Genomic DNA, 17723 nt, shown 5'->3' with positions numbered 1-17723 from the left:
GCACAGTGGCTAATAGTGATAAAGAGAAAATCCGACTCTCGCAGACCACTGACATTGAAAGCACCAACCCGGCATAGACTCCGACCACTAACCCCAGAACCGCCCACCCCGGCATTGACTCCGCCCATCGCTGCCGCCCCATTCCCCTTCAACCTTTCACCCCACCCAGCGTCAACCCTGCGATCAGATGTTTTTGCACGATGAACGTCAACACGATCGCCGGAATAATAATAATCACGGCCATCGCGCACATGCCGGCCCAGTCGACCGAAAACTGCGCGGTAAAGTCCATCAGCCCGACGGGCAGCGTCTTCGTATCGGGGCTTCGGCACAATTGCGTGGCCAGTGCAAATTCATTCCAGCTAGTGAGAAACGCGAAGATCCCTGCCGATGCAATCCCGCTTTTTGCCAACGGCAACTCAATGCGCCAAAACGCCTGCCAGCGGTTGCATCCATCGATCTGCGCCGCCTGCGACAACTCGATCGGCACCTCGCGAAAGAAGCCATCGATGAGCCATACGGTAAACGGTACATTCATCGCGAGATAAACGAGGATCACGCCAATGCGCGTATCGAGCAAACCAGTCCACGCCCAAAGCATAAAAATAGGCAACGACAACGCAATGCCCGGAATTGCGCGCGTGAGCATCAGCGCCACGAACATGACCTTCTTGTGCCTGAACTCGAAACGCGCGAACGCATAACCGCCAAGCACGCCAACGGCAAGCGCAGCGATCGTACTCACGCAAGAAATAATCAGCGAATTTACGAAGTACTGGCTTATGGGCAGCGACGCCATTTGCCCGTACCCGAACATGCTCCTGAAGTTATCAAGCGTGTAGCTCGCACCGACCAGCGGCGATTGGTTCGACAAAATCGCCACGTTCGAACGGAACGCATTGAGCACGACCCAAAGCCCCGGCAAGCAGATGATCGCCATCACGATAAACACGCCGAACCACAGCGCAGACTTGCGCACGAACGCACCCTTGATTGCCATATCGCTCATGATGTCAGGCAGGCCCCATGTGTTTGCGCGCGCCGCTCAACTTGCGGAAGAAGTACAGCGTGAAGAGAATGGACACCAGCACCGAGACATACGCAATCGCATTGGCATAACCCATGCGCGAGTCGTCGTAGGCAATGCGTCCGACCATCGTCCAGAGCAATTCCGTGCGTCCGCCCGGACCGCCGTTCGTCATGATCCGCACGATGTCGTAGGCCCGGCCTACATCAAGCGAACGGATCGTCATGGAGATATAGATAAACGGCATCAGGTACGGCAACGTCACATAGCGGAACGTCTGCCACGAGGTGCAGCCATCCACCTTCGATGCCTCTATCGGATCTTTCGGCAGCGCCATCAAACCGGCGAGCAGGATCACCGCGAAAATCGGCGTCGAGTTCCATACCTCAGCCGCAATCAGCGACGCGAGCGCGGAGTTGGCATTGACGAGAAACGGGAACGCCGACTTCGCGCCGAATAGCGTCTGCATCAGGTTGTTCACAATACCCGTGCTGTCGTTGAGCATGAACTTGAACTGGAAGCCGACGAGCACGGGCGAGAACATCATCGGGAACATCATCACCGTGCGTAACGCGCGCTGGCCTCTCGTCACCTGATTGAGCAGCAACGCCACGCCAAGACCCAGCAGCAGTTCAAGATTCAGCGCAATGGTGAGGAACAGGATCGTGCGGCCGAACGCGGCCCAGAAGTCGCCATTCGCAAACGCACGTTCGTAGTTACGCCAGCCGATCCAGTGCGAAAGCGTGTCAGGGTCGGTCAACCGATACGCCGTGAAGCTCGTATAGAACGAGAACAACAGCGGCAGGATCACCACGATCCCGACCGCCAGGAACGCAGGCATCAGCAGCTTGATCGGCAGCGGTATCCGTCTGCGCGGTGTGGCGAGAGCTGGCTCGCTGCCGATCGAGTAAGGCGTGTTGGATTGCATGTTGATCGCTGGTTACTGGTTGTCGGCCGCGTCCTGCATGATGTCCGCGACCTTCTTCGCCGCGTTGTCGAGCGCCTGCTGCGAGGTTTCGTCGCCGATGATCGCCTTCTGCAATTCTGGCCACAGCGCGTTGGAAATCTCATTCCATTGCGCGACGCGCGGCGGGGTGAACGAGTCTTCCTTCGCGGCCTGGCTGAAGGTCGCTACTGCGTCCGCCATAAAATGGTCATTCTTCGCCTTGAACTCCTGCACGATGGCCTGCTGCGCATCGATACGCGAAGGAATCGAGCCGAGGCGCGCTTCGACCATCTGCGAATCCTTGCTCGTCAGGAACTGAATGAAGCTCGCCGCCACCTCCGGCCGTGCGCACACTTTCGTGATCGAGAAGCTATGCGAACCCGACCAGCCCGGCCGCTTGTTGGCCGCGCCCAGCGGCGCACGAACTACACCCACGTTGCCGGCGAGCTTCGACGTTTTCGGATCGTTATAGAACGATGCGAAACCCGGCCAGTCGAGATCGAGTGCCACCTTGCCCGACGCGAAGTTGTTGCCAAGATCGTCCCAGACGTAGCTCGGCACGCCCTTTGGCACCACGCCCGCTTTGTATAGATTCACGAACCAGTCGAGCGTCTTCACGCCTACCGGCGAATTGAACGTGGGTTGCATCTTGGCATCGAGTAACTGGCCGCCGTTCGCTACCAGCAACGAGTAGAACGTGCCCGTCAGTGCTTCATCCTTGCCCGGGAATTGCGTGCCGTAGAAGTTCGGCGCCTTCGTGAAGAATGTTGCCTGCTGCGTGAACTCGGCGAAGGTCTTCGGAGGCGCAAGGTCCTCGCCGAATTTCTTCTTGTACGCGTCACGATTCGCCGGATCGGCGTAAGTGGTCTTGTTGTAATAGAGCGCTTCGATATCCGTTGATCGCGGAATCTGGACAAGCTGCCCCTTCACCTCGGACTGCTTCAGCAAAGCAGGCGCGAACGCGGCGAGATAGCTTGGCGGGAACAAACCCTTGAGGTCGCGGAAGATGGGATATTGCGCGGAAAAATTCGTATGATTCGACGACACGCAATAGTCGATATGCTGCGAAGCAATGTCCTGCTTCAACTCACGATCCAGTTCGAAATGACTCTTGCGCGAGACGATCTCGACCTTCGCGCCGGTCTCTTTTTCCCATAGCGGAATGCGCGTATACAGCGCTTCATATTGCACGCCACCGATCAACTTGACGCGTAGCGTATAGCCCTTGTATTCGTTATCGGCGCGTGCCGCGGTCGTGGCCACTAGACCCGCCAAGGCCAGTACCGACACGGCGATCTTGAGGCCGGTTTTCATCGAATCCCTAACCATGATTCATCTCCTTTGTTATGTGCCGTGACGTCGGGCGATACGGCTTGTGTTTGGTTTGTTCTAGCGCAGCCTGCGGCTGGTGTTTGTATCGAAGACGAGTGTGTTCGCAAGCTCGGCCTCAAGGCGGATGCCCTGTTCCGGACGCAGCAACAAACGGCCATTCACGATGACGCAACAGCGCTGTCCCGCGACCGTGCCGAATAACTCGGTGGACGCGCCGGTCGGTTCGACTACATCGACATTGAATGGAATGCCACCCGTCTGCGCCACCACAAGATGCTCGGGCCGCACGCCGACCGTTACCTCTTGGCCGTCTTTAGCGTTCACCACGGGCACTTGTATCGAGAAGTCGCCAATGCGAACCCGCGCGCCATCGTTTTGCAACTCGTAGCGGCCGCTAAAGAGATTCATGGAAGGCGAGCCGATAAAACTCGCGACAAACAGGTTGTCGGGGTCATCGTAGAGTTCGAGCGGCGCACCAATCTGCTCGATCGCGCCGCCGTTCAACACGACGATGCGGTCCGCCATCGTCATTGCTTCAATCTGATCGTGCGTCACGTAGACCGTCGTTGCGCGCAGGCGCTGGTGCAACGCCTTGATCTCCGCGCGCATTTGCACGCGTAGCTTCGCGTCGAGGTTCGACAACGGCTCGTCGAAGAGGAACACCTTAGGGTCACGCACGATCGCGCGTCCCATCGCCACCCGTTGACGCTGGCCGCCGGACAGGTGGCGCGGATATCGGCCGAGCAAGTCCTGGAGTCCAAGAATGGTCGCCGCCTGATTCGCCCGCGCCGCGATTTCATCGGGCTTCAGGTCGCGCAATTTCAGCGCGAATGTAAGGTTCTCCAACACGCTCATGTGCGGATACAGCGCGTAGTTCTGGAACACCATCGCGATGTCCCGGTCCTTCGGCGGCAAGTCGTTGACCACGCGGCCGTCGATCAGAATCCGTCCGTGCGTCACGCCTTCCAGTCCCGCCAGCGCACGCAGCAATGTCGACTTGCCGCACCCGCTCGGTCCCACGAGCACGAGGAACTCGCCGTCGGCCACGGTCAGGTCGATCTGCTTCAACACCTGTACGGCGCCGAACGATTTCTGCACCTGTTTGAATGCCACTTCAGCCATCAGCGTCCCCTTTGTCGATCAGAGTTGGCGTGTCGGCCAGAGTTAGCGCTTCAGCGCTTACTCCGGTCCCATACGCCTTACTCTGGTCCCATGCGAATCACTCCGCGTTGCGGATCTCGTGTCTCGCACGTCTTGCGAACCACTTTTCCAGCGATGCAAATCATTTTAAAGATAAAACGTTATTTCATACATGAATTTTCGTCAGTGTTTTCCCGATGACCCCATGCCCTCGTTTTCCATCGACGATGGCGTCAAACGCAAGGGTTCGACGATCTACAATCACGCCATGCGGTTGCCGGATCTCGTCACGTTGAGACCGGTTGAAGACGGACATCTGGCTTGAGAGCAAGGAGAGATTTTGGACAACACGCGATATTCGGCGCCAGCGCTCGAAAAGGGGCTGGACATCATCGAGCTGCTGGCGAGTCATCCGGAGGGCTTGTCACTGGCTGACCTGGGGAAGACGCTCGGGCGTACGACCGCAGAGATTTTTCGCATGGTCGTCACGTTGGAGACGCGCGGATATCTGCTGGCGATAGGTGACCGGTATGTGTTGTCGTTGTTGCTGTTCCAGCTTGCGCATCGGCATCAGCCAGTGCGATCGCTGGTGACCACCGCGCTGCCGTTGATGACGCAACTGGCCAACGACGTCCGTCAGTCGTTCCACCTGTGCGTGTACCAGGACGGGCGCGTGTTGATTGTCGCGGGGGTCGAGAGTCCTGAACGCTGGGGCTTTTCGTTGAAGGTGGGCACGCTGATCGGTATGACCGATACCGCTTCGGGACAAGTGCTGATGGCGTTCCAGGAAGAACTGGAACGCAAGCGGATGCTTAAGCTGCACGTCCCGGTCGATGGCGAACTTCCGGTCGACGCGAAACAGCTTGCCGCGGATCTGACGCGGATTAGGGAACGTGGACATGCGCGCATGCCTAGCCGCCAGGTCAGGGGCGTCAAGAATCTCGCCTACCCTGTGTTTGGACGAAACGGACATGCGATTGCTTCACTGACCACGCCGTTCATAGAACGCATTGATCAAGCGCCGGTACCTGCCATGAGCGAGGTTGGGGAGCGGATGAAAGCGGCGGCGCAAACGCTGACCGAGTTAATGGGGCTAAATGTGTATTGGGAGCCGGGAGTAGCGGGGAGTTGAATCGCGGCCTTGGGTTTCGTTCGCACTCGGTGGGGACTGGGGTGGTGGTTTTGGTGTTAGTGGTCGGGGGCGGTGCCGGGGTGGTCGGTTCTGGGTTAGCGGTCGGGGTCAGTGCCGGGTTGGTGCTTTCGGCCTTAGTGGTCTGCAAGAGTCGGATTTTCTCTTTATCACTATTAGCCACTGTGCGTGGCGGCACGTCATTTCTTTGTCCAAAGCGACAAAGAAACGAAGCAAAGAAAACGCTTTCAAACCACGCTACCCTAAGTGTCCACAGCGTGCAGTTTTGATTCATAGGTGCCCCAAAAGCACGGTGCTCGCCAGAGCCACCGATGTGTGAAATCCTCCTTCTCCGAACACCGATACCCACACGCTTCGCCACCAGTGATTGAACCTGCCCAAGGAGCACCCCGCGCTATCCGCGGACGACCACCACCAAATGTGTACGCGCCTCGAACCACGTCGCCAACCCACCAAGAAACGAGGTCACGAAGATACGTGAGGCCCATAACGAACAAAAATAACATGCAGGCCACGCAATCAACCTACAAAAAGATGAAGCCTCAAATATGCACCGGTCATGTAGTCCACCACGATAGCGGCGCAGAACAAGCAACCGACTCACGAATAAACTCAACAGCCAGAACGCATAGGGCTGCTCGAATCCGTAGACAAATCGTGCTTGCCCGAGAGCACTGGTGGCGAAGCGTGTTCATGTCAGGATTCGCGAGAAGGAGGGGTTCACACATCCTCCGCTCTGGCGAGCACCGTGCTTTTGGGGCACCTATGAATCAAAACTGCACGCTGTGGACACTTAGGGTAGCGTGGTTTAAAAGCGCTTTCTTTGCTTCGTTTCTTTGTCGCTTTGGACAAAGAAATGACGTGCCGCCACGCACAGTGGCTAATAGTGATAAAGAGAAAATCCGACTCTCGCAGACCACTAACGCTGAAAGCAGCAACCCGGCATAAACCCCGACCACTAACCCGAGAACCGCCCCCCGAGTGCGAACGAACCCCAATCCCGCAAAAACCTTTAAACAAAAAATCGCAGCGCATCCGACGACCAGGCGTCTCGCCACGCCTAGCCGCCGGCACGCCACCTCTCCCCTCGTTAACTATTTAATTCGCTTCTTTTCACTTGCCGCTTCTTTTAACTTACCGGTTGAACGCCCCCGTTATTCCATCCCGTCGCGTTTTCACCGGCTACCTCCGCTGAACTTCAGTGTCAGCTTGTCCCCGTCTGATCCCTTGGAATTCCGATAGCGGCCACGCAAACGTTTGTACGCAGCACGGCCATTTTTTTATTTGCTTCGGTTAGCTTAGGACTTTTTTGTTCGAATCGTTAGGCTCATTTAGCCACGAGATTTCGCGACGCGCATCCCTACTAAAGCAGGCATACAAATGTGCGTACATGCGCTCGCGGAAGCCGCACACGAGCCGATCCAAACGAGCGACGCACTAAAACCGCGCCATCGATGCAGTGAACAGGTTCAACTCCGGCGGCAACGGCTCGACCGCATATCCGCGGCGCACCCACTCGTCCAGGCCGCCGTATAAGACGCGAACGTTCACGACGTTTCTCCGCAGCAACTGCTTGCGAACCTTCCTGGCCGTCGCATCATTCGGATGCATCCCGTACACAACAATGTTGCTCGCCGAAAGATTCGCATCCATGGTCTCCAGCGATTCAACATCAAGCAGCAACGCCCCAGGGATTCGATACGACTCGTCGCGCCGGACCGAAACAGGACGCGCATCGAGAACCAAAGGCGGCGTGCTTGAGCGCATCATCCGGTTGAGCCGCTCGGGCGAGACGATCCTGCGGCTCAGCCACTTCCTGAAACGCCAGCGCAACAGGTACCGATACGTCAGATAAAGAACGGCGGCGGTGAACAACACGTCGAGTATCGATCCCCCGTGAGGCCTGAGCACACTCAGCAACAACCCGAGCTGCCGCTCGAACAACGCGCCGCCGAGCAACCAGAACGAAGCCCAGGCGACTGTGCCTAACGCGTCCCACGCGACAAAAACGGCTGGCGCGATCAGGGTGGTGCCCATCAGCGGCGGCGTAATGAGCGCAAGGCCGGGAACGAACTTCGACACCGCCACGATCGCCACGCCAAAACGTTCGAACAAGGCACGCGTGGTACGCACGCTTGCATCGAGCGATAACGACATACGTCCGAGAAAGTCGGTCAGGCGCCGGCCATAGATGCGCCCCGCGAAAAACCAAACACCATCGCCAAGCAATGCAGCGACTACCGCCGCGCACAGCACGTGAGAAAAAACCAGGCTCCCGCCCGCAATCGCGGAGCCGGCGAAGACGAGCACAGGGATAGCCGGCAGCGGCACACCCAGCCGCGTGACCAGCACATTGACAAAGACTGCCGCACTTCCCCAGTTCTCAATTGCCGAGGGTGGAATTTGTATCAAGTACTCGCCTCCTGAAGCGTTCGGTATCGTCCGGCCGCCGCTTGTGTTTCAGTGCGTTTAAAGCTCATCGCCACATGAGTGCAGGATCGACATCACATTTCATCGCTTAATGACTCATTGCCCCTCGGATGCCACCAGCGTCACCGGGATACCACCGCAGCCTGCGCTGCTCGCCACCTCCAGGCCTCGCCACGGCGATTCTTCCCCGTGGCCTGCGATCATCGGCTCGATCCGCTTGTCCGGACGCAACACATTGAACGGCCACGACGGCCGCAGCAATCGTTCGTGGACGAGCGAGCCGAGCCAGATAGGCGTGGGTGGCAATCCGCCCCGATGCGTCACCGCGTACTGCGTCGGCCAGAATCGCAAGACGTCGCGCTCGTCCGCGCTCATGTGAGCCCGCGTGAAAACCAGCACCGATGGTTCGCCATTGTTCAACCTCGGCAACACGGGAAGCGCCGTAGCCGCCACGTCTGGAGAAACGAGAGACAAGATGCTATGCGCCGATAAATGCGTACCTTCCGCCCACCCACGGCGCTCCAATTGAGCCCTGATCTCCCCCGACGTTGCGGTCCATTGAATGGTGATAGGTTCAAGCCGGTCACCGTCCATGCTTGAGCGATAGCAAGAAAAGGTCCGCCACACGGTATCCATCCATCGCAACGGCGTCACCACGATAACCGGCGGCGTCGCTTCGACCGCCATCGCGTCAAGGCTCGTCCTGAGCTGCAACGTGACGCTCGCGCATACAACCACGAGGACGGTGACCGGCATCATGGCGCGGGGCGCCGGTTTCGCGGGGTATCGCCACACCGCGGTAAGCGCGACGAGAAAGACCCAGGTAGCGGCAAGTGCGGCGCCGCCGACCGCATCGGAGAAAGTGAAGTGGCCGAAATAAAGGCCCGAGAACGCAACCGAAACCAGCACGGCGATGGTCGCCATCGCGACGAATACCCTCGCCACTGCCCCCACCCGGCGCGCCAGCAAGAACGAGAGAAAGCCGTAGATCACAACACTGGCAGCAACGTGATTGCTCGGGAATCCACGCAAGCTGGACGCTACCGCGCCCGGAAGCGGGCGCTGGATCGTGATCTGGATTGCCAGGATCAATAGCTGGGAAAACACGACGGCAGTCAGCCAGTAAGCAACCGTGCGCCAACGGCGTTCAAACGTCATCCATACGACGACCAACGCCGTTAGCGCGGCGAGTGTCGGCACGCTGCCCAGCGTGGCGAGCACCGCCAGGACGGCGTCGCCCCATGACGATCGGAACGATTGCAGGAATCGATAAACGGACACATCGACTTGAACCAACGGGTCGCCGCGCGAGACGCCGTGGAGCGTGGAAAAGAACACGGTGGCTGAAGCAAGCAGCAGCACCGAGATCACCGCGATAAGCGCGGCGGCCTGATGCTTGGGGTCAAGGATACCGAGCACTACCCGGCCAATTGCGCCAGGGTGATGACGCGCCCAAAGCAGCAGATTTCTGCGCGAGGAGTCCGTCCACGCCCGTGCGTGCGACACGACGAGACTCGTCAGCCTGAAGGTCAGCCAGGTCGCGGCGACCAGGATGGCAAGCACCGCGACGAGCCGGAAGGACACGGCGCCCGCCAGTTCGATCGATGCCCCGAAGACAACGCCCGGAAGGATATGCACGGGCGCCCAGACAAGCGCCGAGATGATGTTGATCACCAGGAATCGCAGGGGCCGCATCCCCATCATGCCCGCTACGACGGGAACGACCGCGCGCAGCGGCGCAATAAAGCGCGCGAAGATCACGCTTTTTACCCCGTGCGCCTCGAAGTAGCGCTGCCCCGCCGTCAGCATGCCGGGGTGCGCGCGGAACGGCCACAGCTTCGCGATGGTTTCCTTGTGGCTGCAGCCGAACCAGTAGCTAGCGGCATCGCCTGCCACGGCCCCCACGAGGGCGCAGGCGAATACCCAGCCGAGGTTGAGCGAGCCGGTACCGACCAGCGCGCCTGCCACGAACATGGCGGTGCTGCCCGGAACAAACGTGCCGATAAATGCAATGGATTCGAAAAACGCTGCAAGCAATACGACCGTGAGCGCCCATTCAGGATGGCCCGAAAGCAGATGCAGCAATTTGAAGTAGGCATGCTCCATCGACGTCTCCGGGCCGTACTTTCCTTTCAGCAGATTTTAAGACTGTTCCCGCGAGGCTAGAAGCGGTGTTGAATCTCGCCGTATTGCCTGCATGATGCTGGTTTGAATGGCGAGTATGTTCCTGCGACACCGTTATTGCGCCGATACCGTTCGCCTGTCTCGTTTGGCGTGGAGCGCGTGACATGGAAGGATCCTGCCCCGAGTCAGGGCGGCCCAGCGTCCTGGCGCGTGAGAGCGCACAAGCGAGCCATAAGCGGACCAGACGGATACCGGCACAGCGTCGCTTAAGCTTATAAGCTTAAGATGAATTTTGCGGGGCTCCGACAGATCCGATTCAGAGGAGGTAGGTAGCAAGACTACGACCTGCCGGGCGCGAGCGGTCATGATCGCAGCACGTTCCAGAAGGGCAGCCAGATATCGGAAAACGAACGCACGCGATCCGCAGGCGCCGGGTCCTCTTCTTGCTGCGCGTTGTGTGTGCCGTGCGCGCCGTGCATATCGGGAGCTACCTCTTCTGGCTCCGCCGATTCAGCGTCGGACTGCCTGGATGCGTGCAGCGCAAGGGCGCTATCGGCGATACGGCATGCAAGGTCGTCGCTGCAATCGTGGGCCAGCAACACGCCGCGGACGACGTCACGGTTATAGCCCTGCGTCGCGAAGCGCATCGCGAGCGCGACTCGGTCGGCATACTTCGCTTCCTGCGCGGCGCGCACCGCGGCGTCGCGTTCAGCCTGCTCCTGTTCCTCACGCAACCGCTGCGCTTCCTGCCGCTTCATTTCCTCAGCAAAAACGGAGTCGTAGACCTGCCTTTGCGCGGGATCGGACAGAATTGCGTAAGCATTTCGAATGTCGAGAAATGCGGCTCGCGCAGCCTGCTCCTGACCGGCATTGCGATCCGGATGCCAACGCATGACCGCCTTCCGGTAAGCCCGTTTTATCTCTTCAGCCGTCGCATTTTCCGGGACGGACAAGGTGTCATATAAGGTTGTCATCGCGATACCTCAAACTTATCCGCGAGACATCCTAGCACGGGAAAAAAGACATTTTTATAGCGTGGCAAGATCTGACCGCGCGTCGTGCCCAGATGAACTCCACGCTCAAGCAGCGCGCTCAATGCGCCCTCCGCCCGTTCACAAGCGGAGCAACGCTCCTGTAACATGAACGCTCGAATACGCGAAATGGTTAATGGAATGCACAACAAATCTTTGGAAGAAAAGCTTCGTTTGCAGGCATACCATCTATGGGAAGCGGACGGTCGTCCAGAAGGACGGTCTACGGAGCATTGGGAGAAAGCACGCGTCTTGCTAGAACAAGCGCTTGCCCCCGTCATACCGCCCCATGAAGCAAACGAAACGGACACGGTTGCCGCGCAGCCCGCAAAGAAGCCGGTCAAGACGAAGTCGAAAGCGACGCTTGCCGGCGAGGACAGCGTCAAAACGCCAAAGGCCAAGTCCAAAGCTGACGCAAAAACCAGCGCCAAGGTTGCACGCAAGACGGCGACCAGGACGGCAGCCAAACCCGAGACTGCCGACACTGATATAGCGCCGAAAAAGCCCAAGTCCGTGAAGTCCGCGGCCAAGCCAAAAGCGATCGCCGAGGCTGGAGAGAAACCCGCCAAGAAGCCAGCAGTCAAAGCCGCGGCAAAGGTTTCGAAGACCCCGAAGAAGTAGCAGGGTGCCGTGTTTTGCCTGGGACGCCAGTCTCGGGGTGAAATCACACGTGCGTTTTTATTGCCGGATAGTGCATCGGCGAGTCAATGATTCTGTTCGTATTTTTGTGGAGCACGTATGCGAAGATTTCTCGCGGTCGTCCTGTTGACCGCTGCAGCGAGCGCCGCCTTACCCACGGTGGCGGACGCCCGTCCGCGGCAGGAATGCCGGCGGGTCTGGGTCCATGGTCATTATGTGCGGCGCTGCCGTCCGCTGCCGCCGCCGAGACACCATCATCATCGCCCGCCGCCGCGCCATCGACCGCCGCCTCATCGGTATTAGAGATCGCCAGCGAGCGTTCGCAGGAACTCCTGCGCGACACAGCATTGGCGGCTTGCCGATCGAACAGATCAAGGCCGTTATCAAGGCCGTTAAGCAGCACCTCTCTGATCAAGGCACCTCTATTACTTCTCTACGCGTTCGGCTCGTCCTTAGGGCAATCATGGCAGCCGGACGTTCGCCCCCTTCACTACTCGCGCGATCAATAGGTCGTTGTCCCCGCGTTTCACAAACCTTCATCGATATCCTGCGCATTTACATCCGCGCCTGACCAATGCCGGAATCGTGCGGCGGCATAACGCAGCGCAGAGTGTTAAAGCCCCGCGCTTCTCCCATTTTTAATGCGCTGCAAGCCAAGCGAATCTAACCCTAAGCATTCAACGCGCGAGGCCTAAAAGCTTGGTCTTTTTGTCACGGATTGAAACAAACTGTATTAAGAGACGCGTGCCTTTAATGCCAAGCTCTATTACCCGCTTCCGAAATCAGAGAACGCATGGCATAGTGCGGGCAATCACTCTTAAGGAAACCATAATGCCGACTCTGGAACAGATTCAAGCCAAGCTGAAAAAGCTGCAGGCGCAAGCGGAAGTAATGATCGCCAAGCGCGCGCAATCCGTGCTCGACGACATCCGCAAGCTCATGGAACAGCATGGACTGACCACCGCTGATATTGACGCGCATTCATCCACGAAGAAGCCGCGCGGGCGGCCTGCGGGCAAAACGTCCAAGCGTGGCGCCAAGGTCAAAGCGGCGGCAAAGCCAAAGCTGCCCGCCAAGTATCGCAATCCCAAGACCGGTGAAACGTGGAGTGGCTGGGCACGCCCGCCGCTTTGGATCAAGGACGTCCGGGACCGTACGAAATTCCTGATCGATGGCCACAGCGACAGCCATGCCCTTGTCGCAAGCGCGACAAAACCTGCCAGCAAGAAGGCGTCAAAGAAAGTGACGGTCAAAAAAGCGGCGGCTAAGACGCTAAGCGAAAAGGCGCCGGCAAAGAAAATTGCCGCCAAGAAAGCGTCGGCCAAGAGTGCGACTGTAGCGAATGTCCCCGCGAAAAAAGCAGCCGCCAAGAAAACGCCCGTGAAACGCGTGTTGGCGAAGAAGTCAGCAACCGCCGCTAGCAAGACGCCGGCGGCTAGCCAGGATTCTGCATCGACGGTAGCGGTTACGCCTGCGGTTTAACGAAAAACCAAAGCGCCCTTCATTGATAACCGAAGGGCTCGCCAGGCTTGAATATTTTGATTTCCGTTTGGCGTCGTTCAACTGCGGGCCCAGCCTGGAAATTTGACCGGGCCTCTGAGAACAGCAGAGAAGCTTTACCGGAATGCGCAGCATGCGGTGCGACGCTGACGCTCGCTCCGCTTGCTGTGTTTTGGCATGAACGCCTGACGCAGTCAAGCCACGCAGGTTCGCTGGATGTTTGATTACTGACAAAGCGTCCGGCAAGCAGCACGCATCAGACGCTGTCACATCAGGCTAACGGTCACGTGATTGGCGCCATTCTTAGCCGCGGCCACCGCCGTGCCCTCCGCCGCCGGCGTGCCCGCCACCGCCCTGCCACTGTCCGCCACCACCGCCATGCCCGTAGCCGCCACCGTGGCCATAGCCGCCGTGATAGCCGCCATACCCGTGGTTCCAACCATGCCAGTTAGCACCATGGTTATAGTAGTGGCCGCCGTACCAGCCGCCACCACCGCCGACATAGACACCACCGCCGTAAACAGCCGGATAACCAGAGTAGTACGGCCCCGAATAATCCGTTGCGTAAGGGTCACCGTATCCATAGCCGTCGTATCCATAGCCATAACCCGGCGCAACGGCACAGCCGCCTAGAGACCCAACAAGTACGAATAATGCGAACAATGCAATTGGCTTAAGCATGTGATTCTCCGCGCTTCTTAATTCTTAAGTAAGAGCCGAAGAACCTTGCTTAGTTCAAGCGCAATTGTGTCTCTGAATTACATAGCGGAAGGCGTGGCGAAGGAACATATTCGTCGGCTAAATTCGCGCGCGGCTAATGCCGTCATGCTTCGCGTCCTTCTGTCACGCACCAGATCCAAGCTTCATTTTCAGCTGGAAATTTTCGTGGCGTCATGCACCAAGTCGATGCCATCGATGCGAATAAAGGCCGGTCCTAAAATCGTGATGCCGCTAATGCGTGGCTAACAGCGGCGACACCACGTCAGAGGACCATTCCCGGCGCCTGGCACCCGCCAGCATGACATTGCCCTACTGGGCGTTCTTTGCAACGCCCTTGGCGCCATTCGACGGCATCGCGCCCATGCTGGCGCTGTTTTCCATCCCCGGGCTTTGCATATTGCCGGGCATGGAACTTGTAGGCACGGCAACCGGATCGCCCCAGTGCGTCATTCCAGCCGTTGCTGCGCTGTGCGCATTACCACCGCCCGAGCCGCCGTTCCCGTTGCCGCCACCCTGCGCGAATGCTGCCGTCGAACCGCACAAGAACGCCGCCGATACACCCGCCAACATCGCTTTGCGCATTACCTTGTTCATGGTTTTTCTCCATTAGCCGCGAGTGCTGGATTGCGTCGCGTCAAGCTTATATACGGGCCTGGCGGGACGCTGGATGCAATGCATGTCTAATTGAAGAAATCCGCCGCTCAATGAATGTGACGATGATGAATATCCGGGAAATGTCCATGGGCGTGCGTCATCGGCACGTGTCGATGCGGGTGTGTGTGCGGCTCCTCTCCATCCCACTTGAAATCGTGCGTATGTTGATGATGCTCGTCGTGGCGATGCCGGTGATTGTGGTCCATCAACACGTGCGTATGGGCGTGCTCGTGGCGCTCACGAATATGCAGCCACACGCCAAGCGCCATCAACGCGGCGGCCACCCAAAACAGCGGGTCAGGCAGATCCGGCCAAAGGATCAGCGAAAGCGTCACGCCGAATATCGGCGCAACTGAAAAGTATGCGCCGGTGCGTGCGGTGCCGAGATTGCGCAACGCGACAACGAACAAGACCAGGCTGACACCGTATCCAGCCAGGCCGATGAACATGGCCGCCGCCGTCGCGACCCAACCGGGAAGATGCGCGCCGAGCACAAGGGCAATGCAAAGATTCACCGATCCCGCGATCAGCCCCTTCAGGCAGGCAATGACCATGGCGTCATTCGTCGATACCTTGCGCGTCAGGTTGTTATCGATCGCCCAGCACACACACGCGGCGGCAACCAGCAGCGCGCCGGCGGATACACCGGCCGCGCCCGGCTGCCACGAGAGCGCCACGCCGCCGGCGACTATTGCCACCATGCCGAGAAAAATCTGCGCATCCACATTCTCGCGAAACACGACCCACGCGATCACCGCCGTGAATACGCCTTCAAGATTCAGCAGTAGCGAACTCGTCGCGGCTGAAGTGGTGCTCAGGCCGAACATCAGGAGCACCGGACCGGCGATACCACCGGCGGCAATTGCTCCGAGCAACCAGGGCATTTCGGCCAACTGAATCCGGCTTTCGTTAGCGCGTTCCTTTTGGGACCGCCTGACACGCTGGAAAGTGATAGCGACAGCCAGACCGACACCGCTGCCTAAATAGAACAACCCCGCGACCATGAACGGCGACATAGTGCCAAGAAGGGTCTTGACAAGCGGGGTCGTCGCGCCAAAGAGCGCCGCCGCGAGAAGCGCCGTGAATGCAGCGTTGTAGCGTACAGACATGGGTGTTCCTGACTCTGGATTTAACTACGATTCTAACGTTTCAGGTACAACAACATCACCACGCCGAACTCCTCCGCCACACCAGCAAGCCATCACGATAGCGGCGCCGATTGCGACCGCAATGCCGCCGAGCGACATCGGGTTTGCGTTGACGCCCTGATTGCACATCACAATAAATGCTGCGAGCACACCCAGCGGCAACGACAGGATGGCGCCAAAAGCGCTTCGCAGATGGAACAAAAACAGCGCACAGACCAGGCTGACGATGACAAACTCCTCGATCAGCCTGGATCTATCGTAGGTGGTGGTGACTTCAACTCCAGGCGGCAGCGACTTCTTCAGCGTATCGAGTTTCGCTTTCACGGCCGCGACGGTCGTGAGCGCATTCTTGCCGGAGCGCATCACGATCACGCCACCAGCGACCTCCCCTTCGCCGTTCAGTTCGGCAATGCCACGCCGCATCCAGGGTCCAATCTGGATACGCGCAACATCGCCCAGCAACATGAGCGTCCCAGCGTCGTTAGTGCGCAAGACAATGCCGCGAAATCGCGGTCACGCGCATTCCCGGTCACGCTCCTGATGACGCGCACGCAACGCATGCAAATGGACTTCCGCGCGCTCTGCCGCAACCAATTCGCGCTTGCCTTTCAAGGTTGCGCTTTTGAACCGCGGGTCGCCCATCGCAGCGACGTACTTGTCCCACCGATACTTCTGATAGCGGCGGAAAAAATCCGGCCCGGGCAAGCCGTTGTCGCATGCAAGCAGCACCCCGTAGTCAATATCGGAACCATCATTGAGTTCCCGCAGGGCAGCATCGAGCACTTCGTATCGCCGGGTCAGTGGAACCATGCGCTCAAACAGGACATGGAAACGTTTGTACGGTAATACCGTACTTTGCAGTGCGGCCCGTTCAAGCGCTCGGATGACAAGGGGCAGCGGATTCGGGTCCATACGAGTCTCCGGTTGAACAACATTCATCGCCACGCACTGCCGGCCAGAACGTAAATTTGCGTTCCGCTCCGGCCAGTGCGATTGAGGTAAAAGATTTAAGCGTGTCTCCGGTCCACGCTCGCGCCGTCTCGTTTCAACGCGGTTTTTTCGGTGGTGAAATTCAACGGTGTGTCAGGGACGATCCAGCCGAACCGCGTGTTTGCGAACGAGGCAAGCCCAACCGGCGCCGGATACTGAACGAACCGGCCGGGCCATCAACGCATGTCATCTGGGCGCCGTAACAACGATGTACTGCACCTGAGCGCCAACGTATTGCGGCTGATACCAGTTCGGCCCGCAATGTTCGTAAGCGATGCCGTTCACCACGATGCTCGAGCAGCTCGGCGGCAACGCGGCAACCGTCGCGCCGACCACCACTGCCGTGGTTACGCCAACCGCTACGCCCACAGCCACCGGGTTCCCATACCAACCGTCATCGTGATAGTGATCATCGTGGTGGTGGTCATCATCGTGATGGCCGTCGTCGTGATGATGGTCATCGTCATGGTGACCATCATCGTGGTGGTCGTCGCCACCGCCGCTGTGGTCGCCGTCGCCGTGGTGATCGCTGCTACCACCGCCGCTACTACCGCCGTTGTGACCTCCTCCGCTGTTGCCGCCTCCATTGTGATCGCCGCCGCCGTTGCTGCCGCCGCTGTGACCGCCGCCATTGCTGCTGCCGCCACTGTGACTGCCGCCACCGCCTCCGTTACTGCTATGGCCCACGCCGCCGCCCGGATGCGCGCCTGCCTGTGGGGCACCGCCCGGACCACCGGGGTGGAAACCACCACCGCCTCCGCCGCCGTGAAAACCGCCTCCCGGCGGCGCGTGAATACTCGTGCGCGCGCCGCCGCGGAAACCAAACGCGTGAACGCTCAATGACGTCGCAAGAAAGACACCGGCAATGCCGGCAACCGCAAGTTGTTTAGTG

17 protein-coding genes and 1 pseudogene are annotated in these 17723 nt (G+C 58.9%); 4 read left to right on the top strand and 14 right to left on the bottom strand.

The genetic code is table 11. The features are described from left to right. Positions 1-148: 148 nt before the first annotated feature. The 4 genes from HB376_RS34875 to ugpC all read right to left on the bottom strand — a co-directional run bounded on the left by HB376_RS34875 (position 149) and on the right by ugpC (position 4427). A complete protein-coding gene (locus HB376_RS34875) occupies positions 149-1009 on the bottom strand; it encodes a carbohydrate ABC transporter permease (protein WP_213768249.1) in 861 nt (286 codons plus the stop codon). 4 nt (positions 1010-1013) lie between these two features. Next, positions 1014-1868: a sugar ABC transporter permease gene (locus HB376_RS34870; protein ID WP_346730647.1), complete on the bottom strand. Its 855-nt coding sequence runs from the start codon at positions 1866-1868 to the stop codon at positions 1014-1016. 99 nt (positions 1869-1967) lie between these two features. Next, entirely contained in the window at positions 1968-3302 is a 1335-nt protein-coding gene (locus HB376_RS34865) for a sugar ABC transporter substrate-binding protein (RefSeq protein WP_213768247.1), read from the bottom strand. A 60-nt stretch (positions 3303-3362) separates the two neighbouring features. Beyond that, entirely contained in the window at positions 3363-4427 is a 1065-nt protein-coding gene (gene ugpC, locus HB376_RS34860; protein ID WP_213768246.1) for a sn-glycerol-3-phosphate ABC transporter ATP-binding protein UgpC, read from the bottom strand. Positions 4428-4785: 358 nt separating this feature from the next. On the opposite strand from ugpC, the gene HB376_RS34855 reads away from it, so the two are divergent. After that, the gene (locus HB376_RS34855) at positions 4786-5577 is read left to right on the top strand and encodes an IclR family transcriptional regulator (RefSeq protein ID WP_213768245.1); all 792 of its coding nucleotides are present in this window, start codon (positions 4786-4788) and stop codon (positions 5575-5577) included. A gap of 1455 nt (positions 5578-7032) precedes the next feature. Here the strand turns inward: HB376_RS34855 and HB376_RS34850 are convergent. The 3 genes from HB376_RS34850 to HB376_RS34840 all read right to left on the bottom strand — a co-directional run bounded on the left by HB376_RS34850 (position 7033) and on the right by HB376_RS34840 (position 11123). Next, the gene (locus HB376_RS34850; protein ID WP_213768244.1) at positions 7033-8007 is read right to left on the bottom strand and encodes a VTT domain-containing protein; all 975 of its coding nucleotides are present in this window, start codon (positions 8005-8007) and stop codon (positions 7033-7035) included. A gap of 114 nt (positions 8008-8121) precedes the next feature. After that, complete coding sequence (locus HB376_RS34845; protein WP_213768243.1) at positions 8122-10131, bottom strand: bifunctional DedA family/phosphatase PAP2 family protein; 2010 nt, start codon at positions 10129-10131, stop codon at positions 8122-8124. Between the two features lie 380 nt (positions 10132-10511). Then, positions 10512-11123 carry a J domain-containing protein gene (locus HB376_RS34840; RefSeq protein WP_213768242.1) on the bottom strand — a complete coding sequence of 204 codons (612 nt, stop codon included), beginning with the start codon at positions 11121-11123 and terminating at the stop codon, positions 10512-10514. 198 nt (positions 11124-11321) lie between these two features. Between HB376_RS34840 and HB376_RS34835 the strand changes: the two genes are divergently transcribed. After that, positions 11322-11801, top strand: a complete 480-nt coding sequence (locus tag HB376_RS34835) for a DUF2934 domain-containing protein (RefSeq protein ID WP_213768241.1) — start codon at positions 11322-11324, stop codon at positions 11799-11801. A 43-nt stretch (positions 11802-11844) separates the two neighbouring features. Here the strand turns inward: HB376_RS34835 and HB376_RS34830 are convergent, their stop codons facing one another. Beyond that, on the bottom strand, positions 11845-12234 hold the full coding sequence (locus HB376_RS34830) for a hypothetical protein (RefSeq protein WP_213768240.1): 390 nt from the start codon (positions 12232-12234) through the stop codon (positions 11845-11847). Positions 12235-12518: 284 nt separating this feature from the next. Between HB376_RS34830 and HB376_RS34825 the strand changes: the two genes are divergently transcribed. Next, positions 12519-13301 carry an H-NS histone family protein gene (locus tag HB376_RS34825; protein ID WP_255631740.1) on the top strand — a complete coding sequence of 261 codons (783 nt, stop codon included), beginning with the start codon at positions 12519-12521 and terminating at the stop codon, positions 13299-13301. Positions 13302-13622: 321 nt separating this feature from the next. Here the strand turns inward: HB376_RS34825 and HB376_RS34820 are convergent, their stop codons facing one another. The 6 genes and pseudogenes from HB376_RS34820 to HB376_RS34795 form a co-directional block, all read right to left on the bottom strand. Further along, a complete protein-coding gene (locus HB376_RS34820) occupies positions 13623-14000 on the bottom strand; it encodes a hypothetical protein (RefSeq protein WP_213768239.1) in 378 nt (125 codons plus the stop codon). A 348-nt stretch (positions 14001-14348) separates the two neighbouring features. Further along, on the bottom strand, positions 14349-14633 hold the full coding sequence (locus HB376_RS34815) for a hypothetical protein (RefSeq protein WP_213768256.1): 285 nt from the start codon (positions 14631-14633) through the stop codon (positions 14349-14351). 107 nt (positions 14634-14740) lie between these two features. Further along, on the bottom strand, positions 14741-15802 hold the full coding sequence (locus HB376_RS34810) for a DMT family transporter (RefSeq protein WP_213768238.1): 1062 nt from the start codon (positions 15800-15802) through the stop codon (positions 14741-14743). 102 nt (positions 15803-15904) lie between these two features. Further along, positions 15905-16348 (bottom strand): annotated as a pseudogene (locus HB376_RS34805) (efflux RND transporter permease subunit); the annotation flags it as partial. 6 nt (positions 16349-16354) lie between these two features. Further along, the gene (locus HB376_RS34800) at positions 16355-16753 is read right to left on the bottom strand and encodes a hypothetical protein (RefSeq protein ID WP_213768237.1); all 399 of its coding nucleotides are present in this window, start codon (positions 16751-16753) and stop codon (positions 16355-16357) included. A gap of 264 nt (positions 16754-17017) precedes the next feature. Then, positions 17018-17206 carry a hypothetical protein gene (locus HB376_RS34795; protein ID WP_213768236.1) on the bottom strand — a complete coding sequence of 63 codons (189 nt, stop codon included), beginning with the start codon at positions 17204-17206 and terminating at the stop codon, positions 17018-17020. A 24-nt stretch (positions 17207-17230) separates the two neighbouring features. On the opposite strand from HB376_RS34795, the gene HB376_RS34790 reads away from it, so the two are divergent. Beyond that, positions 17231-17674 (top strand): hypothetical protein, encoded by a 444-nt coding sequence (locus HB376_RS34790; protein ID WP_213768235.1) that lies wholly within the window; start codon positions 17231-17233, stop codon positions 17672-17674. Positions 17675-17723 lie beyond the last annotated feature (49 nt).

It is taken from the genome of Caballeronia sp. dw_19 (assembly GCF_018449515.1).
Taxonomy (GTDB): domain Bacteria; phylum Pseudomonadota; class Gammaproteobacteria; order Burkholderiales; family Burkholderiaceae; genus Caballeronia.
Note: the sequence above shows the minus strand (reverse complement) of the source record. Positions and strands in the feature narration are given on the sequence as shown.